The sequence below is a fragment of the Neorhizobium sp. T25_13 genome (assembly GCF_002968675.1).
Classification (GTDB): domain Bacteria; phylum Pseudomonadota; class Alphaproteobacteria; order Rhizobiales; family Rhizobiaceae; genus Neorhizobium; species Neorhizobium tomejilense.
This window is the reverse complement of record NZ_PVBI01000001.1, coordinates 502,597-526,503: the sequence shown is the minus strand read 5'-3', so window position 1 is coordinate 526,503 and position 23,907 is coordinate 502,597. Positions and strand designations below refer to the sequence as shown.

Genomic DNA, 23,907 nt, shown 5'->3' with positions numbered 1-23,907 from the left:
TCATGGCCGCGACGACCGCGCTTCAGGCCCCGTATCAGGCCTTGTCGAGCTTGCCCTTGAGCGAAAGGGTGAAGTCGGCGCCCATGTATTTGAAGTGCGGCTGCACTGCCATGCCGACACTGTACCAGCCTGGTTCGCCTTCAACGTCGGACACCGTGATCTGCGCCTTGCGCAACGGCCGGCGGGAGCGCACATCGGCAGACGGATTGTCCTGGTCCGAGACATACTGGCGGATCCAGTTGTTGAGTTCGCTTTCCAGCTCGCCGCGGTTTTTCCAGCTGCCGATGTTCTCGCGCTGCAGAACCTTGATGTAGTGGGCCAGGCGGTTGACGATCATCATGTAGGGAAGCTGCGTTCCGAGCCGGTAGTTGAGCTCGGAGGCCTTGCCTTCGGTGGTGTTTCCGAAGGACTTCGGCTTCTGCACCGAGTTGGCCGAGAAGAAGGCCGCATTGTCGCTGCCCTTGCGCATGGTCAGCGCAATGAAGCCCTGCTCGGCGAGTTCGTATTCCTTGCGGTCGGAAACGAGCACTTCGGTCGGGATCTTGCTCTGCAGCTGGCCCATCGCCTCGAAGCTGTGAACGGGCAGGTCTTCGACGGCGCCGCCCGACTGCGGGCCGATGATGTTCGGGCACCAGCGGAATTTTGCGAAGCTGTCGGTGAGGCGGGTCGCAAGCGCGATCGACGCGTTGCCCCAGAGATAGTTCTCGGCCTCGCCGGCGGAACGCTCTTCATAATTGAAGGCCTTGACCGGAACGGTCTCTGCTCCATAGGGCGAGCGGAGCATGAAGCGCGGCATGGCGAGTGCGAAATAGCGCGAGTCTTCGCTTTCGCGGAACGAGTTCCACTTGGCGTATTTCGGGCCTTCGAAGATCGATTCCATGTCCTTGAGGTTCGGGATTTCCTCGAACGTATCGACACCGAACATGGCCGGAGCGGCACCGGCAATGACCGGCGCATGGGCCATGGCGCCAACGCTGGCGCAATACTGCGCAAGCTTGACGTCCGGGGCGTTCGGGCTGAAGGCGTAGTTGCAGACGACTGCGCCAACCGGTTGGCCGCCGAACTGGCCGTATTCCGCCGTGTAGATGTGCTTGTAGAGACCGGACTTTGCGACTTCGGGACTGTCCTCGAAATCGGCCAGCAGTTCGTCCTTCGAGACGTTCATGATCTCGATCTTGATATTCTGGCGGAAGTCGGTGCGGTCGACCGCGAACCTCAGGCCGCGCCAGGCGGATTCCAGCGTCCGGAATTCTTCGTTGTGCAGCACCTCGTCGACCTGGGCCGACAGCTTGCGGTCGATTTCCGCAATCATCTGGTCGATCGCGCTGCTGTTGACGGTGCTGTCCGAACGGGTCGGTTTCAGCAGCTCGGCGATAAAGGCGCTGACGCCCTTGCGGGCCACATCGTAGCCGTCGTCGCTCGGCACCAGCCGGGTTTCCTGCAGGATCTGGTCCAGCAGGGAGCTTTCGGCATGCTCGACGGTAACCTGTTGTTGGGCGGATTCTCTCTCAGCCATGAAAAAGCCTTCTTTCGAATTCGGACGCACTCGTTCGAGGCATCGATCGTGCCGCAGCTCCCCGGAAGGGGTAGGGATAAATTACTTGTCTTTGGAGGCCGCGGCCGTCAGCTCGGCCAGCAGTTTCTCCCGGGCTACGTCGTCGCCAAGAACGCCCTGGATCGCCTTGCGGAAGGCCGGGACATTGCCAAGCGGTCCCTTGAGCGCCACCAGGGCTTCCCGCAGTTCGAGCAGCTTGTTGAGCTCGGGGGTCTGGCGCACGATCGCCTCGGGCGTGAAGTCGTTGAGACTTTCCAGCTTGAGGGAGAGGTTCATCTGCCCGGCGTCGGCCTCTTCGGAAAGTTTGTCGTCGACGGCGATATCAAGGCTCAGGTTATGGCCCTTCATCACGTCGTTGAAATTGTCCTTGTTGACGTTGATGAGTTCGCGATCCTCTACGGGCGTGTCGTCGCCCTTCAGCGTGTAATCGCCGAGGAAGACCATCTTCAGAGGCAGTTCCACCTCTTCCTTGGCGTCGCCGGTCGCTGGCTTGTAGCGAATGTTGACGCGCTCTTTAGGCGCCACAGACGAGTCTTTCGTCATGTTCGGTTTCCCCCGTAAAACCCCAGATGCAATTCTTAAAATTCAAAGCAGAAAATATGTGTCTGCAGCGAATAACGCGCAATCGCTCGTCCAGACTGCCCTTGCCCGGACGCCTGCATAATTGCGCCTGTATATGTAGGTTTTATAACGGCAGCGATGTATTGCGCATCTTTATGCAATTTGTGGTGACGTGAGCCGAACCGCCTGGACGATGTCGAGCGCGCTCAGCGTTTCGGCGATGCGCGCCTTGCGAAGGACGATCTCCCGCTCTTCGAGATGACGGACGGCATTTCGGTGGGAATAACCCCGCCAGGAGAGCGCGGCGAGGGCCGTCGCAAGCGGCGGTTCCCAGCTCGCCAGCGCCTGATCCTCGACCATCTGCTCTAGCGCCGGAATGAGTGCGAACAGCGGTTGCAGCAGTTCGTAACGCAGGCAGAATTCGCCGATTTCCAGCTTGGCGCAGAACCGTTCCCGCCCACTCGGGCAGCGCTCGCTATAATCGGAGAGCAGTTTCAATCCCGCCAGGACCTGACCCTGCTGGGCAAGCTGGCCGGCGGCTGCCTTTACTTTGTCGCGTTCCGAACCCGTCGCCTGTCCGTCGCCGTCGGTCATGATCTGGCTGGCAATCCAGTTCTGGGTCTCGCCGTCGGCAAACGGGCTGCCGTCGCTGAAGGAAAGCTGCGTCAGTTCCGGCATCCGTTTGAGAAATGCGGAAAGCTGACCTGTAATAACGCTGAGCGCCGCGTCATAATCGCCGTCGAGCGCCTGCATTGCGCTGGCGATCAACAGCTGCGCGTCGAGATAGAAGGGCGAGGAAACGAACACGCTCTCGGCGGATAACAGCAGACCCTGATGGTTTCCGGCTGCCTTCAGGGCGGCAAGTTCCGCAAGCCGCGGTTTTTGAGGCGGCGGCAGCAGGGTGCGCCCGGCCTTGTCCGGCGGCGCCTTGAGGATATCACCCCAGGCGGCAAACCGTGTCGAAAGGTAGATCCGCGGATCCGCAGGCGCCGATGGCCGCAATGCGCCTGCGGCCCGGATAGCACTGCCGAACAGGGCCTGGAAGGTTTTTTCGACTCCCTCGCTGGTAGGCGCCTCGGCGATCTCGACCGCAGCGACCGGTGCCGCAGTAGAGACTTTCGGCTGTGGCTGAAACTGCGGTGGGGCAGTTGACGGCTGCGGCGTTTCGCCGACCGGAGCCGGAGAAGCAGGCGCTGATTCCGGTGCCGGCTGGCTCGCCGCTTCGGCCCGCGCCGCTTCGGCCGCGGCCTTGGCGTCTAGCTCGGCTTTCGCTTCGCGCGCATGCGGCCGGAGAGCCCGGATCAGCGGGCCGATGGCGGCCGGATATTTGCGCATCCGCTCCGACAGGAACTCGTCGATGATGACGAGCCGATCATGGGCGGCAAGAGCGAAGAGCTTGGCATCAGGGGAAGGCGGCCCGGACTCGATGAGCGGAGCCAGCCTTTCGGCCATCCAGTCGAGCGCGCCTGCGCGGGCTCTCTCTCGCGCCGGCGGCGGAAAAAGACCGTCCCAGTGGGCCTCCACCATTCCATGCAGGATGGCGACCCCGACGGCGAGGCCCCGATAGCTCTCTTCGCGCTGCAGCCCGAAGACCAGCCGCGAGGCGAGCACCATGTCTTTCGAGCGGGTCTTCAGAATGTCGATCGTCGCCGTATTGAACCGCTTCCAGTCGACTGCGGAAGGGCCGCCGGTTTCCATCTTGCGGAATTCGCTGTCCAAAGCGTCGAATTCCGCTTCGTCGCGTAGGTCGCGGCCGGCCGGCGCACCGTCGATGGCAAGCCCTCCGATGGAGGCACGCGGGTCCGCGATCAAGGCGTCAAGATCGATATCTGCCATGTATTGTCCCCGGCGGTGTGAATGACAGTCCCCCCGACCGGGCGAACCGCAATCCGGATTGATCAAAGAAGAAGGAAGTCGGGCTTTAAAATGCATAAGCGTCATAGTCGTGTAGTTTGAAGATCATATGAGCGAAGGGCGGGGCGTCGCGATTTTCTTGCCATCGGCGTCAGATGCCGCGGCGGCCGATGGGCGCGCGGATGACGGAGGCTGATGCGTGCATGATTGACATTGCCGAAACAACCGAGAGAGGCGCCACGATTGTCGCTCCCACCGGAAAGATCGATACCCTGACGGCGAAGGCTTTCGAGGCCGAGCTGAAGAAACATATCGACGGTGGTACCGGCGCCTTGCTGATCGATATGAGCGGGGTCGATTATGTCAGCAGCTTCGGCCTTCGTTCGCTGCTGATCGCGGCGAAACAACTGGCTCCCGCCGGACGCAAATACGTCCTGTTCGGTTTGAGCCCACATGTCCACGACGTCCTGCGCGTTTCGGGCTTCCTAAAGATCATTCCGGTGGTCGCAACCCGCGAGCAGGCGCTCGACCTGGTTGATCCGCCGCCACTCAGTATCGGCTAGGGGGCGTTGCGGAAAAATGACCGGCGCTTCCTGCATTGTTTCAGTGAACAACAGCCTTGAGGAACTTACGCAGGTCCATGCTGCCCTGGAGAATTTTGCCGATACCTGCGGAGTGACCGCCGAGACGCGGCATGCGACGATCCTGATCGTCGAGGAACTGTTCGCCAATGCGGTGCGCTACGGTTATGACGAGGACGAAGCGGACACCATCGTCATTTCCGCCCATTACCAGCAGGGCACCATGCGGCTGACCATCCGCGACCGCGCCCGTCCTTTCGACGTTAGCGCGCCGCCGCGCCGGCCCGACGAGACGCTGAGCCTGGAGGACATGGAGGTCGGCGGGCTGGGGCTTTTCCTGGTCCATGAATTTGCCCAGTCGATCACCCAGGACCGGGACGGCGCGACCAACGTAACGGAAATCGTCCTTAAGAATGCGCAGGCGAACTGAGCAGTTGGTGCCGGCATCGATGCTCAGTTGAACTTTGAATGGCAGCGCCAAGGCGGGAAGGCGCGAGCGGGGAGATTGAGGATTTTGGCCAACAACAAGCGGCGCAAGGCGATGGTGAGCCTGGGTTCTACCTGCGAGGCGATTGCCCAGGGGCGGTTCGAGGACATGGAACAGCTCTTCGGCATCGTCGCCGACGAAACCCTTCCCGTGGACATTCGCGACTTGGCGGAGACCTTTGCCGGCATGGTGGTGCAGGTCGAGGCGAGGGAGTTTCACGCCAACCAGCTGATCGACGAGCTGAAGGAAACCCAGCGCCAGCTCGAAGCTGCCCAGAATGCGCTACGCAAGGAAAACACCGACCTTCGACAGCGCCTGAAGAAGCTCGATGTGAAGTTCGACGAGGAACAGGCCGAGCACGAGATCCGCGAGATTGCCGACAGCGAATATTTCCGCGACCTGCAGCAGCGCGCCAAGTCGCTGCGCTCTCGCTTCAAAGAGAAGAATTGAGACCGCGACAGGCTGGCCTGTCGAGCCGGTCGAGGACTTCCGCTTCATCTGCGTTTTCATGGTAGATCAAAAATGACGAAGATAATTTCCACGCATTCCTATCGCGGCGGCACCGGCAAATCAAACCTGACCGCCAACCTCGCCGCCGGCCTGGCGTTGCGTGGGCACAGGGTCGGCGTCGTCGACACCGATATCCAGTCGCCGGGCATCCACACCCTGTTCAAGGTCGATCCGCATGCGCTGCGCTTCACGCTCAACGACTATCTCTGGGGCAAATGCGGCGTGGCGGAGACGGCGCTCGACGTCACCTCCGGTGTGGTCGATGGCGAGGGGCGCGAGATCGTTCCCGAGGGCGGCAAGGTCTATCTCGTGCCGTCGAGCATCAAGACCGGCGAAATCGCCCGTATCCTCAAGGAAAAATACGATGTCGAGGATCTGAACACCGGTTTCCACGATCTCTGCAACGAGCTGGAGCTGGACTATCTGCTGATCGACACTCATCCCGGCGTCAACGAAGAAACCCTGCTGTCGATCGCCATTTCCGACACGCTGATGCTGTTGCTGCGGCCCGATATCCAGGATTACCAGGGAACTGCCGTGACGCTCGAACTGGCGCGCAAGCTCGAAGTGCCGCAGCTGCTTCTGGTGGTCAACAAGGTGCTGGAAAGCTTCGATTTCCGGGAATTGGCGCAGCGAGTGTTCGCCAGCTACCGCACGCCCGTCGCCGCCGTCCTGCCGCTCTCGACGGAGCTCATTCAGATCGGCAGCACCGGCCTGGTACGGGCGATCCATCCCGAGCACGCATTTTCCGAGGGGATCGAGACGATCCTTGATGCGATCGAATAGCGGTTTGCGCGCCGATTTCAACCGGCGGCTTCAGCTTTCGAATATCGCCTGTGCGAAAACCTCGACACTGGCGATGCGCTCGTCGCGGTCGAAGCGCAGGGCCTGTTCGATCGTCTTCCAGGCGCTGGGATCGAGATCGGCGATCGGCTCCGGCTTCAATTCCAGCAATTGCGCATCGATGCTCGGCTTCATCGCAAACGGATGGAAGCCCATGAACATCTGGTAGGCGATGCAGCCGAGCGCATAGATGTCGTCGCGCGGATCGCGCGGCGCGTCGATGAACATTTCGGGGCTGGCGTAGGCGACCGTCAGTGCTTCCAGCGCACCGACATTAAAGCCTTCGAGATTATTGGCGGTGGCAAGCCCGAAGTCGATGAGTTTGGCCTGTTTATCCTCGCCGACGAAGATATTGCCCGGCTTGAGGTCCGAGTGGATCACGCCATTGGCATGGGCATAGGCAAGCCCTGCGCAGATGCCCTTGAGGACCGGCGCGATCAGCCCGATCGGCATCTGCTGGCCGGTCGAAGTCGCCAGGTGACGGTTGAGCGGCTTGCCGGTCAGAAGCTCCATGACGATGAACACTTCGGATTTGTCGCGGTCGAAGTCGAACACCGTCGCGATATTCGGATGGGCGAGGCTCTGGGATTTTCGCGCTTCGGCTTCCAGAGTTCTCAGCGCATTGGAATTGCTCCTGAACTCGTCGTTCAGGAGTTTCAGTGCCACATAGGGCTGGGCGCTGCCGGCCTCGAGCCTGCGCCGGTCGACGGCGCTGTAGACGATCCCCATTCCGCCGCGGCCGACCTCACGGTCGAGGATGAAACGGTCCCTGAGGATCGAGCCGATACCGGCGCGCTGGGCGCCGGTATCACCGAGCTTGCCGAGCGAGGCGCCCGTCGTTACGCCGTCGCGCACCGCTCGCTTGGCGGCGGAGCGGAAGCGGGCGCTGCGATAGCTGCCGAGCAATCCGTCGAGCGCGTCGCTGCGGCGCGAGCCTGCTTCCTCCGCGCGCTCGCCGCCGCGCCGGCCCTTGTAGTCGCCGATCAGATCGGAGAGCACGGCATCGCCGACACGGCTGCGCAGATCGTCGAATGTTGGCAGATTGACGCCGGGACGAGACGCTTCGGGCACAGCGGCCATGGTTGGCGGAAACTGACCCGCTGCGGGCCGGCTCGACGGCGGAAGGGGTCCGGGCAGGGCCGGGGAAGCGGCGATTGAGGGCAGGGCAGACAAGGGCGCCTCCGGTGCCGAAGCAGGTCCCGCCGGGATCGGTCCGTCAGGTCCCGGCTGGTTCGATGCCAGCCAATCCGGAGACGGCACAAAAGCGTGAGGCACGGTGTCCTCGTCGAACATATCGTCCGGAATGGGGGAGGCGGGTGCTGTAGCCGGGGTCGGTGCCGCGCCGGGAATGGCGGAGAGCAGGATCTGGGCGATGTCGGGCGGCAGCCTTCCGGCTTCCATGCTTTCCGCCACTGCCAGCCGCGCCGACATGCCATCGGCCTCGGATTTCAGCCGCGTCACCAGCGCGTCGAAGGTCATGCGGCCGCCAACGAAGGCCAAGAGGGCTCCCTCGGCGCCTATCGCCTCATCCGCCGGTCTGCGACCTGGTGATTTGCCCTGAAAGAATCTCAGTTTTCCGCTCTCTCGAAACCATTGCGCATGGGAGTGCCTGGACGGCGTATGTCATACCGATTGAGTTTTTCGACGATGGTGCGGCGACTGACCTTCAGATTACGAGCCGCGTGGCTCTGGTTCCAGTTGACTTCCCGAAGCTTCGTCTCGATCACCAGTGCTTCGTATAGTCCCACAATCGTCTTCAGGTCGCCATCGGGAATGAAGCCGGGCAATCGCGAGCTCTGCTGTTCGCGAAAACCGCCGATTTCGGGCGGCAGATGCTGGGGACCGATGGATTGGCCCCTGTTGGCGAGCAATACGGCCCGTTCCAGGATGTTTTTCAACTCCCGCACATTGCCCGGATAACTCCAGCGCAGCAGCGCATTGAGCGCTTCAGACGAGAGCGGCGGCACCTCGCGGTTACCCACCGCATCCTTCAGGAAATGGTCGATCAGGCCCGGAATGTCCGACGGCCGCTCACGCAGCGGCGGCACGATGATCGGGAAGACGTTGAGGCGGTAATAGAGATCCTTGCGGAACTCGCCGCGGTCGATCTTCTCCTCCAGATTTGCATTGGTGGCGGCGACAATGCGCACGTCCACATGCTCGGTCTTGGTCGAGCCGACCCGGCGCACCTCGCCTTCCTGCAGCAGCCGGAGCACTTTCGCCTGCAGACCGAGCGGCATGTCGCCCACTTCGTCGAGAAACAGCGTGCCGCCATGGGCTTCATGGGCAAGGCCTGCCTTGTTGCCAACGGCGCCGGTAAAGGCCCCGCGCACATGGCCGAACAATTCGCTTTCCAGCAGGCTTTCGGGCAGGGCTGCGCAGTTCTGGGCGATGAAGGAGCGCTCGGCTCTCGCGCTGGAAAGATGGATGTAGTTCGCCATCATTTCCTTGCCCGTGCCGGTTTCGCCGAGCAGCAGGATCGGAACCGACGAGCCGGCGGCCCGCTCGATCAGGTCGAACACCTTTTCGATCGGCGGGCTGTTGCCGATCAGCCCCTTCGGCTTCGATGATTTCGGTTTGGCCTTGCTGAGAAGGCGGGTGTTTTCCTGTAGCAGTTCCTCGTTCATGCGTCCGAGCTGCTTGATCAGGCGCTGGTTCTCCTCGAACAGCCGCGCATTGCGGATGGCCGCCGCCGCGTGCGCCGCAAGCCCCTGCAGCGGCCTGACGAGTGTTTTCGACAGCCCGCCGCCGCGCTCGCGGACGTTGACGAGCTGCAGCGTCCCGATCGTCTCCTCGCCGTCGACGAACAGCGGCATGATCACCAGCGAGCGCGAGCGGAAACCGATCGTCCTGTCCATTTCCCGGATAGCGGAAAAATCGAAGCCCGGCGCGTTGTCGATATCGGCGACGTTGACCATCGTCGCGGTGGTGACCGCAAAGGTGGCAGGATCGCGCAGGTTCGGCGTCAGCGACTTGTCGTAGAGCGCAATCCGGCTGTCGGCCTGGTTGGAACTGGTGACGCCGCGGTAGTTGAAGCAGACGCGGTGCAGATGGCGCGCCAGCCGGTCGAGCGTGAAGATCGCAGCGCCTTCGGCATTGGAAAGCCTGAGTGCTGCCTCGAGCACATGAACGAGCAGCGCCTCGACCCGGCGCTCCTTGGCAAGCGCGGTCGTCAGGTCCAGAAGGTCTTCATAGATCGTCTCGTTGCTCATCTTCCCGCTTCCCCCGGTTGCGGTGCTCCGGACCAATCATGTGCAATTCCGGCTGACAGCCCCTGAGCCAGCTGGCTTCTCGAAAGCGCGATCGGCCGAGACGGGAAGGCGATCCCTCCCGCCGTGCCTCGTTCTCTATCAGGACAATGTGTAGGCGAAACTACCGGCTTCGCTGATGCTGACATCGACCGCGGTATAGGCCTTGCCGTCCTCGCCCATGTTGCTGAGGAGCTCGGTGGCAAGTTCCGGCAGTATCGTGCGGTTGACGATATGGTCGATGTTGCGGGCGCCGGTTTCGACTTCGGTGCAACGCGCCGCGATTGCGGTCACCACGGCATCGTCATAGGCAAACTGCATCTTCTGGCTTTCGCGCAGGCGCTTGCCCACCTTGTTCAGCTTCAGGCGGACGATCTTTTCGAGCGGCGCGCCGATCAGCGGATAGAAGGGAATGATCTGCATGCGGGCGAGAAGCGCCGGCTTGAAATGCGCCGAAAGCATCGGGCAGATCGCTTCGACCAGCTCCGTTACGGCTGGGCGCTCCGCGCGGGTGCCGAGTTCGGTCAGCAGATCAGTCGCCAGGTTGGATGTCAGCACGACGATCGTGTTCTTGAAATCGATCAGACGGCCTTCGCCATCCGACAGCACGCCCTTGTCGAATACCTGGTAGAAGACGTTCATGACTTCGAGGTCGGCTTTCTCGACCTCGTCGAGCAGTACGACCGAATAGGGGCGCTGGCGTACCGCCTCGGTCAACACGCCGCCTTCGCCATAACCGACATAACCGGGAGGCGAGCCGACGAGCTTGGAAACGGTGTGCTTTTCCTGGAACTCCGACATGTTGATCGAAACCAGGAACCGCTCGCCGCCGAACAGCTGGTCGGCGATCGCGGTTGCGAGTTCGGTCTTGCCGACACCCGACGGACCGACGAACAGGAAGACGCCCATCGGCGCGTCCGGGTTCTGCAGGCCGGCCTTGGAGACGCGGACGCCATGGTCGATCGCCTCGATCGCCTGGTCCTGGCCGATGACGCGGGCGCCAAGATTTTCGGCAAGCGTCAGGATCGACTGCGCTTCGTCCTTCACCATGTTGCCGAGCGGAATGCCGGTCCATTCGGCGATGACCTGGCCGACCACGTCTTCGGTGACCTCGAAGGAGACCAGCGGGTTGCCCCTCTGCAGTTTCTTCAGCTTGTCGGCCGCCTCGCGGAATTCGGCGCGCAACGCGTCGAGGTCGAGGCCCGCTGTTTCCTCGGCGACCTCCAGTGCTTCCTGCTCGCCGCCTGCCGAGGGAACGGGCGTTTCCGTCGCCGGCTTGTCGCCTTCGAGCGACAGGCCGAGCTTGGAGCGAATGTCGAGGATCTGGTGCACCAGCGCCAGTTCGCCGTCGCGCTTGGCGACGAGGCCGGCGATTTCGGCTTCGAGACTTGCGATATCCTGCTTGATCGCTTCGATGCGGGCGTCGTCGGCACCATGGTTGGAGTGGTGGTCACGCTCCAGCGCGTCCAATGCGCGCTTCTGTTCGGCAACGCGCTTCTGCTTGAGCTCGGTCATCGGCGGCGTTGACGACAACGACAGTTTTACACGAGCGCAGGCGGTGTCGAGAACGTCGACCGCCTTGTCCGGCAGCTGGCGGCCGGAAATATAACGGGCCGACATCTTTGCGGCAGCCTCGACGGCGCTGTCGCGGATGTAGACACCATGCGCCTTTTCGTAGGATTTGCGCAGGCCCCGCAGGATGGTGATCGCCTGGTCCGGGCTCGGTTCGTCGAGCTTGACGAGCTGGAAGCGGCGGGCGAGCGCCGGATCCTTTTCGAAATATTTCTTGTATTCGCTCCAGGTGGTGGCGGCGACCGTGCGCAGCTCACCACGCGCCAGCGCTGGCTTCAACAGATTGGCCGCATCGGCACCACCGGCTGAACCGCCGGCACCGATCAGCATATGCGCTTCGTCGATGAACAGCACGATCGGCTTCGGCGAGGCCTTCACTTCGTCGATGATACCCTTGAGGCGGTTTTCGAACTCGCCCTTCACGCCGGCACCGGCCTGCAGCATGCCGAGGTCGAGGCCGATCAGTTCAATATCCTTGAGGAAATCGGGCACGTCGCCTTCGGCAACCTTGAGCGCCAGGCCTTCGACGACGGCGGTCTTGCCGACGCCGGGTTCGCCGACACAGATCGGGTTGTTCTTGCGGCGACGGCCGAGGATATCGATCATCTGCTGGATCTCGCGGTCGCGGCAGAAGACGGGGTCGATTTTGCCCTTGCGGGCTTGCTCGGTGAAATTGGTGCAGAAGCGGGCAAGCGCGCTGTCGGCGTTGAGGCCGGGCGCTACGTCACTCTTGCCGGCTTCACCGCCAGAAGCTGTCGAGCTTGCGATGGTTTCTTGGCTACCTTCGACGATGGCGGTGAAATCCGCCTTGAACCGGGCATAGGTGATCGCTTCGAGGCCGTTGAGCCAGCGCTCGTCGCCGAAACGGTTGGGCCTGGCGAAGATGGTCGCGAACAGCGCGCCCGAGCGGGTCTGGTCGAGCGAGAGCTCGACGGAGCTGACAAGCCAGGCTTCGGTCAGCCATTCGATCAGCAGCGGCGAGAAAACCGGCCGGCCCTGGTTGCCGCTGCGGATGCCTTCGAGAACCGCCTGCAGCTTGCGCTTGAATGTGGCTATATCCACTTCGAAATGACGGCAGGCGGCCTGGACGTCATGGGTCGTGTCCTCAAGGAACACCCAGAGCAGGTGCTCGACCGAGACCTCGTAGTGACCCCTGGAAACCGCGACGCCGGCGGCCGATTCCAGCGACCGGCGCGAATAGGTGTTGAGGCGGCCGACGAGACGGCGAAGATCGATGTCTATCACTGCAGTATCCCTGGGTTCAGCCGGGCTCGTGAGCACAGCGCGGCCATAATTGACGAAAATCCGCGGTCCGTTGGGCAGCTATGCCCGTCTGCGACTTCGGCGGGATGATTCTGATTTCAGGTCGGTGAAAATTCTGCCGTGGCAATGCTTTAGAAGGCTGGCTTTGGAACATGCCGAAGGATGTCGACCGGCTTGAGCATCTGCAGAGAAATAACGAAACACATCGCTGTAACGGCCCCCTTTGTGTTCCCTGTCGCTCCGGGCCGAAACCTGCTGCATCCAGCTCGGCAACGGCTTGCCCCCGCGCCGGAGACGATCGGCACGCGACTTGGGTAATACATCCATATGACAGGAATTTTGCACCCGGCTGTGAAGTGCCGAGAACTTGCAGTCAATAAGCGAAACCGCCCGCAAAATTGCGGGCGGCCGGGTGCTTTGGCCGAAAGGTCGATCAGACTGGCTTGCGCCAGTCGTCCGATGCCGAGGTGCCGGCGATTTCGTGGGTCCAGTCGCACTTGCGATAAGTGAAGGACCAGTCTTCGCAATGACCGCGGGAGTCGTTGGCGGTATCGGCGGTGTCAGGGAGCTGGACCTTGCCACCGACCAGGACGGCATCTTCCCACTTGATGGTGTAATAGTGTTCCTGCGTGCCCTTGGTGGACGTGCGCCAGAACTTCAGTTCGATTTCGAGGTTTTCACCGGTGGCAAGAGCCTGCCACAGCATCGGCGAAGCCTTGTCGAGCGGCTTGACGAAGCGAGCCGGCTCGTGCCGGCGGGTGCCGATGGCCGTACCCGAGTTCGGATCGCGGGGAACGATGGCGTTGCTTTCGAAGGCGTATACGAGGGATTCGCCCTCGTGGCCTTCCTGCCAGACGTTGCCGATGGAGTCGGCGGTGGAAGCGTCCTTGGTGATTTCGCCTTGGGTAACGCCCTTGATGGTGATGTATGCGATGCTTGCCATTTTTCTCTCCAATGGTCTCGGGGATCGGGAAACGGTATCAGCAGCAGCCGATGATTTTGTGAATTGCAAGCACTGTGCCAGTTTCAGAAAATCTGAAAATATTGTTTGAGTTCAATTTGTTATAAAGATAATTCGCCTTGCGGAGACCTTCTGAACTGAGAAGGAAACTTCGCAGTCGAAGCGTCGTCAGCGCAGCTTTCCTACCCCTTTCAGGGGATGCGAATTTTATGTGACGTCCGCAGCCGAGCCTTCGGGCCACCGCACGGTTTCCGCCGCGCTTGTTTTTCCGCCGTTTTCCTCTGAGCGCTGACGGCGTCGTTTTGCACTGCGCATATTTTCGCAAATTGACCGCGTGGCCTGCCGATGAAATCCTGATTTCCTGTCGTCGCCCGAATGGCGCGAACTGCACGGATGCAGGATCGCCAACTTATTTTCCCCGGAGGAGAAGGTCGAAATGCCCGCGCTCATGAAGCCTTCCCGTCTTGCCGCGGCAGTCCGCGCCGAGCCGGTTCCGCAAGGCGGCTTGTTGACCGTGTCGGCGTTTCTCCTGTTCGACTTCGAAAGCCCCCGCCAGCTGCTGAGTGAGCAAGCCCTCTGGCCGATGGTCACCGAGCAGATGGCCGGTGCGATTTTCGACAAGGGCAACCTGAAGCCGTTCGGTGAATTGATCATTGCCGGCGCAGCGCTTGCGCCCACCGATGCGCCGGTCACCGGTCTGCCGGTGGTGGCGCGCCTCGGCTCCATCGAGAAGTCGTTGAACGTTTTCGGCGACCGCTTCTGGCGCCGGACCGATCGCGGTGTCGTGCTCGTTCCCGCCGTACCGTTCGACAGGATGCCGATCGACGAGGCGCATGCCTTTGGCGGTCCACGTTTTGTGGAAAATCCGCGCGGCAAGGGCCATGACGCCCGCGCCATCCTGGAAGCGGGATATGACGCGCCGCTTCCCAATGTGGAAAATCCGCAACGCCTCATCCGGTCGCCCGACGATCATCCGCGCCCTGCCTATTTCGGCCCGCTGGCCGCCGATGCGGCCTCCCGCATGCGCCATGCCGGAACCTACGACCAGAGCTGGATCAAGAACCGGGCGCCGATGAAGCCCGACGATTTCAATCCGCTGTTTCATTGCGATGCCCTTGAAGATCAGCGGCTTCAGGCGTTTTTCTCCGGCGATGAGCGTTTTTCGGTGAGCGGCATGAGCCGCGGCGTGACAATGGTCGGCGGTGCATTGCCGAACATGATCCTGCGCGCCTTCGTCCATCGCCCGGGTGACGGCAGCCTGGCTGAGACGCGCATGGTCTGCGATACCGTGACGCTGTTTCCGAATATCACCAAGGCGGTGATGACCTTCCGCGGTCTTGCCAAGGCGCAGGACCCGTTCTGCGAGGATATCGGCACCGTCATGCTCGCCTGCGAGCACAGGGAAGACCAGCCGCGCCCGGCCGAATACTACGAACGCATCTTCCGCCTTCGCAGCGATCCGGAGCAGGCGCACAAGCACGTCCTGTCCGATTTCCAGCTGATGCCGCTTCGCGACGAGGCGGCGATCGGCGCAAGACGCGCGGCGCGGCTTGAAAAGGCCAAGCAAGGGCTCCAGACCTTCGTGGACAACCAGAACTGGATGATCCGCAAAGCCATGACGGATCAGGGTATCTCGCCGTCGCTGGCGCCGGTGATGGCAGTTGGCGAACTTGATGAACTGCCGCTTATCCCGTTGCCCGATCGCGAAGAGATCGCGCGCGGGGATCTCGACATCGCCGAATTGCTGGATGACGTCGAGACTTTGACCCGGGCGGTTGCGACAAAGAACCATCTCTATACGGCCAAGGCCGAGCTCTCCCGCCAGGCCGTGGTAAAGGCGATCCCGCCGTCGCTTGTGCCGCCACATATGCTGAAGCCCATGGCTTCGGAAGAGGATCTGGCGCGCTACCCTGATCTTGAACCCTGGGAAGGCGTTGCAGAAGCGTTCCAGGCCGACGTCTCGGCGATGCGGCCGAACAGGCAGAAGGATGAGCGCTTTGCTGAGACGGTCGATCCGGCGATGAAACAGATCGATGAAGCCTTTGCGGCACTCGATGTCTTGAAGGATATCAATCCGGCCGTCCTCGAAGCGCAATATGAAAAGGCCTGCGCCCGGGCGATGAAACTGCCCGAAGGCTCGCTGCTTCATGAAGCCCGCGTGGAGATCGAGGGCATTGGTGGACGAACGATCGCTGGAGACCGGAAAGCGAGCCCGGACGAGCCGGCTTTCATGGCGGACATCATGCAGCGCATGGACGAAATCTCCAGCCGGCCGGTTGCGGAATTCGCCCCGAGCCCCACCCCGGCGATCGCATTTCCGCCGATACCGGGTGTCAACGGCGACGCTGCGGCAAGAAGTTCCGCACAGATCGCCGGAGGGCTCCAATCCGCCACTGCCAGCCTTGCAAATCTTCTGCCGGGTGTCGCGGCCGGTGCGAAAACCGAAAGCCTTGACGACATTCTGGCCTCGCTGATCGCGGGCCTCCCGGCCTCGCCTTCGGCCGAGGGCGGCCAGACGCTTGGCCAGGCGACGTCACAGAAACTTGTCGACGCTTCGCGGGAGATTGCTTCAGCGGAAATCAAGGTCGACGAGGTGATGTCCGAGGCTCGCCGCAAGACACCGGCGGCGATCTTTCCTTTGGAACCCATGGTTCCGGCGGTGGCTCAAAGGCTCGGCTCCTTCATTGCGGCAAAGCTTGGCGAGGGGCATGACTTTTCGGGAGCCGATCTGGCGGGTGCCGATCTGGCCGGGCTCGACCTCCGCGGCCTGCCGTTCCGATCCGCCTTCTTCGAGCGCTGCAATCTGCGTGGCACGGACTTTTCCGGTGCCGATCTCGAAGGCGCGGTCTTCGCCGAAGCCGATCTTGAAGGTGCCAATTTCGCAGGTGCCAGCATCGGCGGCATCAATTTCGGCAAGGCCAACCTGCGCGGCACTCGTTTCGACGGTTGCGCGATGACCGCAACGACCTTGGTCGGGGCCGACATGACCGGGGCGTCATTCCGCCAGACGAAGCTTTCGGAAGTGGTCCTGATCGACTGCCGGCTGGACGGAGCGGATTTTTCCGACGCCCTGCTTGGCGATTTTCATATCCTGCGTGGACAGGCCGATAGGATCGTCATGGCGGGTGCCGAAATCGCCCGCGGCGTGTTCATCGACGTCTCGATGAAGCAGAGCGTGTTCAAGGGCGCAGGTTTCGAGCGCACGACATTCGGGGACGTTTCCGCCCCGACCGCCGATTTTACCGGTGTGCATCTGGAGGGCAGCAGCTTCATCGGGGCCTGCGACCTCACCGGCGCCATGTTTGCCGAAGCGGTCGCGATCGGTTCCTCCTGGAACGGCTCCAAGCTCGGCCGCTCCTGTTTCCTGCGCTCCACCTTGAACCGCAGCCTCTTCAACGGCTGCGACATGGTCGAATCCGATCTCCGGCTCGCCTCGTTCCGCGAAGGCCGGCTGGATCGTTCAAACCTGGCCGGCAGCGACCTGTTCGGCGCCAATCTTTATGCCGCATCGCTGGCGGGCTGCGATCTGACCCGCGCCTCGCTGCGCGGCGCCAATCTCTATTTCGCCAACCTGGCCGGAGCCAAGCTCGGCAGCTGCGATCTGACCGGTGCCAATCTCGGAAAAACGATCATGGAGAGCGCCACTGATGCCTGATATAGCCGAAATAATCACGCCGATCGGCCTGGACGAGCTCCTGGATTATCTCGCTCACAACCAGCCGGTGCTGATGCGCGACGGCCGGCAGATCGATTTCGCTACCATCGACCTGATGGGCGGAAAGTTCATCCATTGCGACTTCACCGAATGCAGTTTCGAGGGCGCCGATCTTGCCCGGGCAAGTTTCATCAAATGCCGGCTCGACCGGGCGATCTTCACTGACGCCGAATTGGTGGGGGCGAGCTTTCTCGACTGCAGCCTGATCGCCGCCGATTTCTGCGCTTGCGAATTGAGCGAGACGCAGTTCCTGACCGGCGATCTCCGTTCAGCCGGTTTCGAGAGAGCCGTCTTCGACCGGGCGATCTTCGCCAAGGCCGGCCTGCGGACGGGCAATTTCAAGGAGACGATGCTCGATCGCAGTTGCCTACTCGATTGCGATATCGAGGGAATGTCGCTGTCCGGAGCGTCGCTGAAGAGCATCACCGTCACCAAGGCGGCGCTGAACCGGGTCGATATTTCCGGCATTGTCATCGATACGGGTCTCTTCGCCGAGGCCGACCTTTCCGGCCTCGATCTGAGCCGCCAGGCCTGGCAGCGCTGCACATTCCACCAGGCCCGGTTCGTCGGCACGAATATGGCCGGCGCGCAGCTCGAAAACAGCGTGTTTTCCGAATGCGACTTTGCCGGAGCGTTGCTTGCGGGCGTCAAGGCGCGCGTGGCCGCCTTTCCGAAAAGCCGGCTGGACGGCGTCGATCTGTCCGGCAGTGATTTCACCATGGCAAATTTCTCAGAGGCCTCGTTGTCCGGCGCCGTTTTCGACGGCAGCCAGCTTTTCGCGGCCTATCTCGGCGAAACCGATTGCCGCGCCGCCCGGCTCGAGAAATGCGACTTGCGCCAGGCGGATCTGTCGCATGCCGACCTGACCGGCGCGAGCCTTTCCGCCTCCACCTTTGCCCATACGAAATTCCATGGCGCCCGCACGGAGGGCACGCTGTTTCTGGGAGCCGGCGGCAGCACCATCGGTACCGACCAGGACCGCATGATTGCAGAAGTCTACAGGCCGGATCGCGTCGCACTCGGCGACGAACCGGGAAGGGAGGGTTGACCATGCCTTTTGTAAATTCTCAAGGACCGATACCCGGCATGGATTTCTCCGTGCCGGACGTCTATCTGCAGCCCACGCCGGTCGGCCCGATCCCGGTGCCGTTCATGAGCATGGGCATGCGCGCCACGGAAATCCCGACCAATTTCCGTTTCCTGATCTGCTGCATGCCGTCCCACAACATGATGAATATCGCACCGGTGACGATCAGCGGGCCAGGCCCGGGCGTCGCCTCGGGCATGGTCTGCTCGAACAGCCGCAACGTGAAGGGTTCGGTCAAGCTGATCATCCAGGCCGCGCCGGCGACGCGGGCGTTGATGGATCCGACGGTTCAGAACGGCGTCTCGCCGAACTCGGTCGGCACCACCATCGTGCCTTCCCAGGTGCGCTTTCTCAATCCAAGCGGCTGAGGCTTTTGAACGCCGGTTACCCAATGAAGGCAAAGGTTCCAAGACGATGAACGCGACCGATACCGCACAGGAAATTTCGATAACGCTGCCGACGCTTGGCGAACGCGACGTCTTTGCCGACCGGGTACGAGGCCGCGAGGCATTGAGTGCTCCCTACGAGTTCGAAGTCGATGTCATCTCGGCCAAGGTTCTCAATATCCGCGACATGATCGGCCAGGCGGCTTCCTTGAAGATCCGCTGCCTCGACGAGACGGCCGAAGTGAAGGGCGTGGTGCTGAAGGCCGAAAGCCTCGATCCCACCCAGAACCGGCAATTCTGTTACCGTTTCGCGATCGGACCGTCCCTGGCGCTGATGCGGTTCAGTGCGCAGAACCAGGTCTATGGCACCGATCGCGATGTCACCGTCATCGAAATCATCGAGAACGAACTGAAGGATGCCGTCAAGGCCGGCTCGCGCACCGGAGGCAATCGCGCCGACCGCCGGATTGGCTACCGGATGCTCGCCGGCGGCGACTACCCGAAGCTCGACTTCGTGATGCAATACCGGGAAAACGACTTCGATTTCGTCTCGCGACTATGCGAAAAATTCGGCATCTTCTACGCCTTCGACCATGATGGCAGCCGCGAGGACGTGCTGTTTTGCGATCGCAACGTGCATTTTCGCCAGGTGTCCGGCCAGACCCTTTCGAGCGAACTGCCTTATCGCCACCGGTCCATGTCGATGGGCGAGGGCGGCTTTGCCATCCGCGCCTTCAATTCGAGCTACAGCGCCTCGACCGATCGGGTGGAACTGCGCGAATATTACGAGGTCACGCCGAGTGTCGATCTTGGCGTATCGTCGAAGGCTGCATTTTCCGGCCAGGGCGTGAGCGTGCTCTACGGCGAAAATTACCGCACCACAGGCGAGGGTCAGGCGCTTGCCCGCGTGCGTGCCGAGCAACTGGCAGCCGAACAGCTCGTCTTTCACGGCGAGAGCAATATTCCGTTGCTGCGCCCCGGCTTCTTCTTCAAGCTCACCGACCATCCCGACAGCGCCTTCGAGACGCTCTATGTCGTCACCGAGGTCGAACATCGGGTCACCGAGCCGACGCCGCTCGGCTTCACCGCGTCGGACAGACAAGCGGAACCCTATTCCAACCGCTTCACCTGCATTCCCTTCGAAGTGCCCTATCGGCCGAAGCTGTCGACGCGCAAGCCGGTCGTCGATGGCGTGCTGATCGCATTCATCGACGGCGATGAGAATTCCACCAAGGCGCAGATCGACGAATATGGGCGCTACCATGTGCGCATCGTCGACGAGGAGAGCGGCCTCTCCGGCGGCAAGGCCAGCCATCTCGTGCGCAAGGCCGAACCCTATGGCGGCGGCGATCAATACGGCTCCCACTCGACCCTGCTGGTCGGCACGGAAATCCTGCTCGCCTTCGTCAACGGCGATCCTGACCGTCCGATCATCCTGGGCGCACTGTCGAACGCCGAAAAGACCAATCCGGTGGTCGACAGCAATGCCAATGTGGCTCAGCGGACGCGAACGTCTACCGGGATTGTCTTCGAATTTTACGATGGTGGCGCATGAGCACCGGCCTGGCGATGATGGAAAGGAACGACCATGGCTATTAGCCCGACAAAAGCCGGCAAGATGAAAACCTCGGTCCAGGATAGCTCGGCCCACCTGTTCGTGCCGTATTCAGCCGGTCCAACCCGTTCGGTGGCGGACGATTCTCGCCAGCCGGGGGCATATCTGCGCCTCGGCGGATATTCGGGGATCGAATCCAATTCACTGGCCGATCCGAACACGCAAGGTTCGACCGACAGCACGGCTTCCTTCTATCCGCGCCAGCATATCACCGATGCCGGCGCCAATAAGGTCGAACATGCCGCCGGCGATTCCACGGCGGGCTACAAGGGCGGGATCATGCTTTCCTGCGACGGCCGCATGCTGATGCGGGCGGGCGAGAGGTTTTACCTGCATGCTGTGGCAGCCATGCATATCGATACCGAAAGCACGCTGACGGTATTTGCCAAGGAAGCCATTTCGGTGACATCGGACTCGACGATCACCATCAAGAGCAACAATGCGCAGGCAATCCTCATCAGTGCCGACGCGGGTGCAGGAGATGTCACGACCGAAGCGCAGAAAGAAACGCGCACGGTCGCCGGAAGTAGTTATGAGTATATCGATACGGACAAATACACTTACACCCAGGCCGATACCTATGCCTACAAGCTCGGCCACGCCGAATCGGTCACGCTCGGCGATTCCTTGAGCTTCTTCATGGGCGCGACTTACACTTTCAAGGTCTCGATCGAAATTACGATTGCCCTGGCGGCACTGATACTACTGTATGCCATGAAATTCGAGGTCGGGTTCCTAAAGATGGACTTCAACAAGTTCAAGCTGGAATACAAGGAAGGTGAATTTTCCTTCTCCAACTGGAACACCAAGGCCCGTAACATCTGGGTCAAAGCGGCCGTGGTTGATACGAATACGAATGCCGTCAAGAAAGACGATGTGGCCGTCGAATCCCAGACCAAGGGAGTGGAATCGAACAATAACGGCGTCGGTGTCGGAACCGGCGCCACCCAGGTCTGGATCAAGGGCGTGATCAATGCCCCGTAAGGCGGCGTGCGAGGGTAATCAGGCAGTTGTCGGGCGCGCGAAAGCGGGGAGAGGGTATGGAAGAGTTGATTGACATTCAGGCGAACCCGACCGTTCAGGCAGGGCGCCGCGGCGAGGCGGCGGCAGGCGGCGCGGCGCTGCAGCGTGCGAGGGTGCGGGCCTTTCTGACCGCGACGGAAGCGAGCGTCGAAACGGAGGCCGGCGAGAGCCTGATCGCCCGCCAGGCGGCGAGCTGCCTGCTGGCGCCGGTCATCGGCGATCTGGTGCTGACCCATGCCGATGGCTGCGAAGCCTTCATCCTGGCTGTGCTCGTTCGCCGCGCCGAACACGCTGCCGAGATATCCGTGCCGGATGCCGACCACATTACCATCAGGGCCTCGGCCAAACTCGACATCACGGCACCTCTTGTATCCCTCCATGCCGGCCGGCTGGAACTGGTCGCACGCGGTCTCGTGCAGATGGGCGAGAGCCTGACCACCAATTTCCGCCGCATCGCCGAGACCGTCGTCGACAAGGTCGTCGGCGCGCGCACCATCACGACAAGGGCCGAAAGCCGCATGACCGTCGTCAAGGATGTCGAAATGCTCGAGGCCGGCAGCCTGGTGCAGAATGTCGAAAGCGTTTCGAGTCAGAAAAGCGAGATCACGCTGATCACTGCGCGGCGTGACATGCGGCTCGACGGCGAACGCGTCAGCGTCGGATAAAGACAGGACGAATGCGATGATCCTCCTCGAACGTCGATTGGCGGCCGCAACGAAACACCGCGCCGAAGGGCGAGGCGAGAATGCCCTGACGATCTATCAGGAGATTCTCGATATCAGCCCTGCCAATGGCGAGGCCCTGAAGGGCCTGGGCGAGGTCCTGCTCGAACTGGGGCGGATCGAGGATGCGGCAAGGATTGCGGCGCGGGCGGTCACCCTGGCGCCAACCGACCTCGAAGTGCTGACGCTGCTTGCCATCACCGCGCGCGTAGCGGGCGATGACGCTGGCGAGGTTTTTGCGCTCGATCGGGCAGCGGCCGTCGATCCTCTGCATCCCGCGACGGCATGCATGCGGGCCGAGAAAGCCAAGACTTCAGGCGACATGCCGGGTAGCGAACGCATTCTCGTCGATGCGTTGCGGAGCCATCCCGAAGATGTGACATTGCTCTGTGCCCTGTCGCGGACTTACATGGCCGCCGGACTGATGGACGACGCGCTGGAACTGTCCTCGAAAGCGGTCAGGATCGATCCTAACTCCAGTGCGCACCTGATCCTGCTCGGTTCTCAGCTTTCCGCCGTCGGAGATCATGCGATGGCGCTCGAACAATTCGAGCAGGCCAGTCTTGTCGATCCCGCCAACATATTGCCGATGATCTTCATGGCCGATGCCCATGCTGCGCTCGGTCAAACGACCGAGGCATTGCGGATCGCCAGGCGAACGATCGGCCTGCGCCCCGAACAACTGGCTGCTTGGCGCGTCCATGCGCGGATACGCATCCAGCAGGGCGAGGTTGCCGAAGCGCTCGGCGAACTGGCCGAAGCCGCCCGCCGCCACAAGGACAAGGTCGAGGCGCTGATCGCCGTCAGCGACGCCTATCGTCAGGCCGGCGAACATGCGCAGGCGCTCCGTCTGCTGGAGCCGCTGAAGGCGCGGCACTCCGCATTCGAGCTGCCGCACAGGCAGGCCATTCTGGCGGTCATGCGCGAAAGCCGCCTGTCGCTCGGGATGATCGACGAGGCATCGTCGCTGATGCAGGAGCTCGGCATTCGCGGCGCAGGATCCGGCGCGATAACCCCCGGAGTGCAAGACCCTGACCTGCAAGACAAAATGCCGGTCGATGACGTCTCGATCGCGGAGCGCGCCCGGCTCGCGGCGATGCCGGTGTTGATCGGCGAGCATATGTCCATGCTGGAGGCCTTGCCGCTTCTGCGGTTTCGCACCACCGCCGATCCCGGTCGGTCACTATCCATCCTTGGGCCGGCTGCCTTTGCAGAGCTCGCCGCCCTGTTGCCCGGGACGAGTTTCCGGCCAGTCGAAAGCAGTCGCCCGGTCCCTGGCCTGGATGGGTTTCCCCTGCCGGCCATCCTGGCGCTGCCGGCGCAGATACGTGGCGACGTCGAGATGTCTGGCCCCTATCTCGTCGCTCCTGAGGACCGGCGAGCGATCTGGCGGGGAAGCCTCGCCGACCTGCCGCGGCCCTGGGTGGCGCTATCTTGGAATGCCGCGCGTCCCGGAATGCTGCTCAATGATCTCCTGCCGCTGTTTTCCGACTTTACGGGCAGCCTGATCAGCGTGGTCTGGGATGACAGCCGCCATCAGCTGGCCGAGGCGCCATTCATTGTCGACGCCGGCTCTCATTTCACCGATCTGGGGGATTTGGCTGCCCTTCTGGCCGAGGTCGACGCTTTGGTTGGGCCGGACGGCCTGGCGCTCCATGTCGCAGGCGCCATGCAAAGGCGCAGCGCGGTTTTGGTGCAGCCAAACACTCCCTGGTATTGGTGCGAGCGCGACGGGCGCTCCGTCTGGTACCCCTCGGTCAGCGTCGTGAAGAGCGGCACCATCGGCCATTGGGCAGAACGATACAGCGATCTGGAGGGAGGGTTGGCTGCCTTTTTGGCGGATCTTCCGGCCGATGGCGATCGACCAATGCCCGGTGTGCAAGCCGATAGGGCATTGTCAACCTCCATGGAAGGAGTGCTCTGA

At 62.0% G+C, this 23,907-nt stretch carries 19 protein-coding genes; 11 read left to right on the top strand and 8 right to left on the bottom strand.

From position 1 onward, the window contains the following. Nucleotides 1–34: 34 nt before the first annotated feature. The 3 genes from tssC to tssA all read right to left on the bottom strand — a co-directional run bounded on the left by tssC (nt 35) and on the right by tssA (nt 3,952). The gene (tssC, locus tag C5J22_RS02515; RefSeq protein ID WP_105437188.1) at nt 35–1,516 is read right to left on the bottom strand and encodes a type VI secretion system contractile sheath large subunit; all 1,482 of its coding nucleotides are present in this window, start codon (nt 1,514–1,516) and stop codon (nt 35–37) included. 81 nt (nt 1,517–1,597) lie between these two features. Further along, the gene (tssB, locus tag C5J22_RS02510; protein WP_105437009.1) at nt 1,598–2,098 is read right to left on the bottom strand and encodes a type VI secretion system contractile sheath small subunit; all 501 of its coding nucleotides are present in this window, start codon (nt 2,096–2,098) and stop codon (nt 1,598–1,600) included. Nucleotides 2,099–2,269: 171 nt separating this feature from the next. After that, entirely contained in the window at nt 2,270–3,952 is a 1,683-nt protein-coding gene (tssA, locus tag C5J22_RS02505) for a type VI secretion system protein TssA (RefSeq protein WP_172746494.1), read from the bottom strand. Nucleotides 3,953–4,173: 221 nt separating this feature from the next. Here tssA and C5J22_RS02500 point away from each other — a divergent pair, with 221 nt between their 5' ends. The 4 genes from C5J22_RS02500 to C5J22_RS02485 all read left to right on the top strand — a co-directional run bounded on the left by C5J22_RS02500 (nt 4,174) and on the right by C5J22_RS02485 (nt 6,334). Beyond that, entirely contained in the window at nt 4,174–4,533 is a 360-nt protein-coding gene (locus tag C5J22_RS02500) for an STAS domain-containing protein (protein WP_172746493.1), read from the top strand. 43 nt (nt 4,534–4,576) lie between these two features. Continuing rightward, the gene (locus tag C5J22_RS02495; RefSeq protein ID WP_172746492.1) at nt 4,577–4,981 is read left to right on the top strand and encodes an ATP-binding protein; all 405 of its coding nucleotides are present in this window, start codon (nt 4,577–4,579) and stop codon (nt 4,979–4,981) included. Between the two features lie 84 nt (nt 4,982–5,065). Beyond that, on the top strand, nt 5,066–5,488 hold the full coding sequence (locus tag C5J22_RS02490; RefSeq protein ID WP_105403562.1) for a hypothetical protein: 423 nt from the start codon (nt 5,066–5,068) through the stop codon (nt 5,486–5,488). A gap of 72 nt (nt 5,489–5,560) precedes the next feature. Continuing rightward, complete coding sequence (locus tag C5J22_RS02485; protein WP_105403563.1) at nt 5,561–6,334, top strand: MinD/ParA family protein; 774 nt, start codon at nt 5,561–5,563, stop codon at nt 6,332–6,334. A gap of 30 nt (nt 6,335–6,364) precedes the next feature. Here the strand turns inward: C5J22_RS02485 and C5J22_RS02480 are convergent, their stop codons facing one another. The 5 genes from C5J22_RS02480 to C5J22_RS30975 all read right to left on the bottom strand — a co-directional run bounded on the left by C5J22_RS02480 (nt 6,365) and on the right by C5J22_RS30975 (nt 13,885). Further along, nucleotides 6,365–7,891 (bottom strand): serine/threonine-protein kinase, encoded by a 1,527-nt coding sequence (locus C5J22_RS02480; RefSeq protein ID WP_105437005.1) that lies wholly within the window; start codon nt 7,889–7,891, stop codon nt 6,365–6,367. Nucleotides 7,892–7,959: 68 nt separating this feature from the next. After that, nucleotides 7,960–9,603 carry a sigma 54-interacting transcriptional regulator gene (locus C5J22_RS02475; protein ID WP_105437004.1) on the bottom strand — a complete coding sequence of 548 codons (1,644 nt, stop codon included), beginning with the start codon at nt 9,601–9,603 and terminating at the stop codon, nt 7,960–7,962. 138 nt (nt 9,604–9,741) lie between these two features. Then, entirely contained in the window at nt 9,742–12,456 is a 2,715-nt protein-coding gene (gene tssH / locus C5J22_RS02470) for a type VI secretion system ATPase TssH (RefSeq protein WP_105437003.1), read from the bottom strand. 451 nt (nt 12,457–12,907) lie between these two features. Continuing rightward, a complete protein-coding gene (locus tag C5J22_RS02465) occupies nt 12,908–13,417 on the bottom strand; it encodes an Hcp family type VI secretion system effector (protein ID WP_105403567.1) in 510 nt (169 codons plus the stop codon). A gap of 225 nt (nt 13,418–13,642) precedes the next feature. Then, nucleotides 13,643–13,885, bottom strand: coding sequence for a hypothetical protein (locus C5J22_RS30975; RefSeq protein ID WP_172746491.1), 243 nt, complete (start codon nt 13,883–13,885; stop codon nt 13,643–13,645). Between C5J22_RS30975 and C5J22_RS02460 the strand changes: the two genes are divergently transcribed. Genes C5J22_RS02460 through C5J22_RS02430 form a run of 7 tightly spaced genes read left to right on the top strand, consistent with a single transcriptional unit; the run spans nt 13,872 to nt 23,907 of the window. Continuing rightward, nucleotides 13,872–17,090: a DUF2169 domain-containing protein gene (locus C5J22_RS02460; RefSeq protein WP_105437002.1), complete on the top strand. Its 3,219-nt coding sequence runs from the start codon at nt 13,872–13,874 to the stop codon at nt 17,088–17,090. The two genes, C5J22_RS30975 and C5J22_RS02460, sit on opposite strands and share 14 nt — an antisense overlap. Further along, entirely contained in the window at nt 17,083–18,198 is a 1,116-nt protein-coding gene (locus C5J22_RS02455) for a pentapeptide repeat-containing protein (protein ID WP_105437001.1), read from the top strand. Before C5J22_RS02460 ends, C5J22_RS02455 begins: the two co-directional genes overlap by 8 nt. A gap of 2 nt (nt 18,199–18,200) precedes the next feature. After that, complete coding sequence (locus C5J22_RS30970; protein ID WP_172746000.1) at nt 18,201–18,605, top strand: PAAR-like domain-containing protein; 405 nt, start codon at nt 18,201–18,203, stop codon at nt 18,603–18,605. Nucleotides 18,606–18,651: 46 nt separating this feature from the next. Continuing rightward, the gene (locus C5J22_RS02445) at nt 18,652–20,178 is read left to right on the top strand and encodes a type VI secretion system Vgr family protein (protein WP_105436999.1); all 1,527 of its coding nucleotides are present in this window, start codon (nt 18,652–18,654) and stop codon (nt 20,176–20,178) included. Nucleotides 20,179–20,211: 33 nt separating this feature from the next. Continuing rightward, nucleotides 20,212–21,222 carry a hypothetical protein gene (locus C5J22_RS02440; RefSeq protein WP_105436998.1) on the top strand — a complete coding sequence of 337 codons (1,011 nt, stop codon included), beginning with the start codon at nt 20,212–20,214 and terminating at the stop codon, nt 21,220–21,222. A 56-nt stretch (nt 21,223–21,278) separates the two neighbouring features. Next, a complete protein-coding gene (locus C5J22_RS02435; RefSeq protein ID WP_105436997.1) occupies nt 21,279–21,926 on the top strand; it encodes a DUF3540 domain-containing protein in 648 nt (215 codons plus the stop codon). Nucleotides 21,927–21,942: 16 nt separating this feature from the next. After that, nucleotides 21,943–23,907 carry a lipopolysaccharide assembly protein LapB gene (locus C5J22_RS02430; protein WP_105436996.1) on the top strand — a complete coding sequence of 655 codons (1,965 nt, stop codon included), beginning with the start codon at nt 21,943–21,945 and terminating at the stop codon, nt 23,905–23,907.

Bases quoted from the DNA above. Each gene is read 5' to 3' on its own strand.
- C5J22_RS02440 (WP_105436998.1), top strand. From the start codon at position 20,212: ATGGCTATTAGCCCGACAAAAGCCGGCAAGATGAAAACCTCGGTCCAG.
- C5J22_RS02445 (WP_105436999.1), top strand. From the start codon at position 18,652: ATGAACGCGACCGATACCGCACAGGAAATTTCGATAACGCTGCCGACG.
- C5J22_RS02475 (WP_105437004.1), bottom strand. From the start codon at position 9,603: ATGAGCAACGAGACGATCTATGAAGACCTTCTGGACCTGACGACCGCG.
- C5J22_RS02460 (WP_105437002.1), top strand. From the start codon at position 13,872: ATGCCCGCGCTCATGAAGCCTTCCCGTCTTGCCGCGGCAGTCCGCGCC.
- tssB (WP_105437009.1), bottom strand. From the start codon at position 2,098: ATGACGAAAGACTCGTCTGTGGCGCCTAAAGAGCGCGTCAACATTCGC.
- tssC (WP_105437188.1), bottom strand. From the start codon at position 1,516: ATGGCTGAGAGAGAATCCGCCCAACAACAGGTTACCGTCGAGCATGCC.
- C5J22_RS02455 (WP_105437001.1), top strand. From the start codon at position 17,083: ATGCCTGATATAGCCGAAATAATCACGCCGATCGGCCTGGACGAGCTC.
- C5J22_RS02485 (WP_105403563.1), top strand. From the start codon at position 5,561: ATGACGAAGATAATTTCCACGCATTCCTATCGCGGCGGCACCGGCAAA.
- C5J22_RS02435 (WP_105436997.1), top strand. From the start codon at position 21,279: ATGGAAGAGTTGATTGACATTCAGGCGAACCCGACCGTTCAGGCAGGG.
- C5J22_RS02500 (WP_172746493.1), top strand. From the start codon at position 4,174: ATGATTGACATTGCCGAAACAACCGAGAGAGGCGCCACGATTGTCGCT.
- tssA (WP_172746494.1), bottom strand. From the start codon at position 3,952: ATGGCAGATATCGATCTTGACGCCTTGATCGCGGACCCGCGTGCCTCC.
- C5J22_RS02465 (WP_105403567.1), bottom strand. From the start codon at position 13,417: ATGGCAAGCATCGCATACATCACCATCAAGGGCGTTACCCAAGGCGAA.
- C5J22_RS30970 (WP_172746000.1), top strand. From the start codon at position 18,201: ATGCCTTTTGTAAATTCTCAAGGACCGATACCCGGCATGGATTTCTCC.
- C5J22_RS30975 (WP_172746491.1), bottom strand. From the start codon at position 13,885: ATGAGCGCGGGCATTTCGACCTTCTCCTCCGGGGAAAATAAGTTGGCG.
- C5J22_RS02430 (WP_105436996.1), top strand. From the start codon at position 21,943: ATGATCCTCCTCGAACGTCGATTGGCGGCCGCAACGAAACACCGCGCC.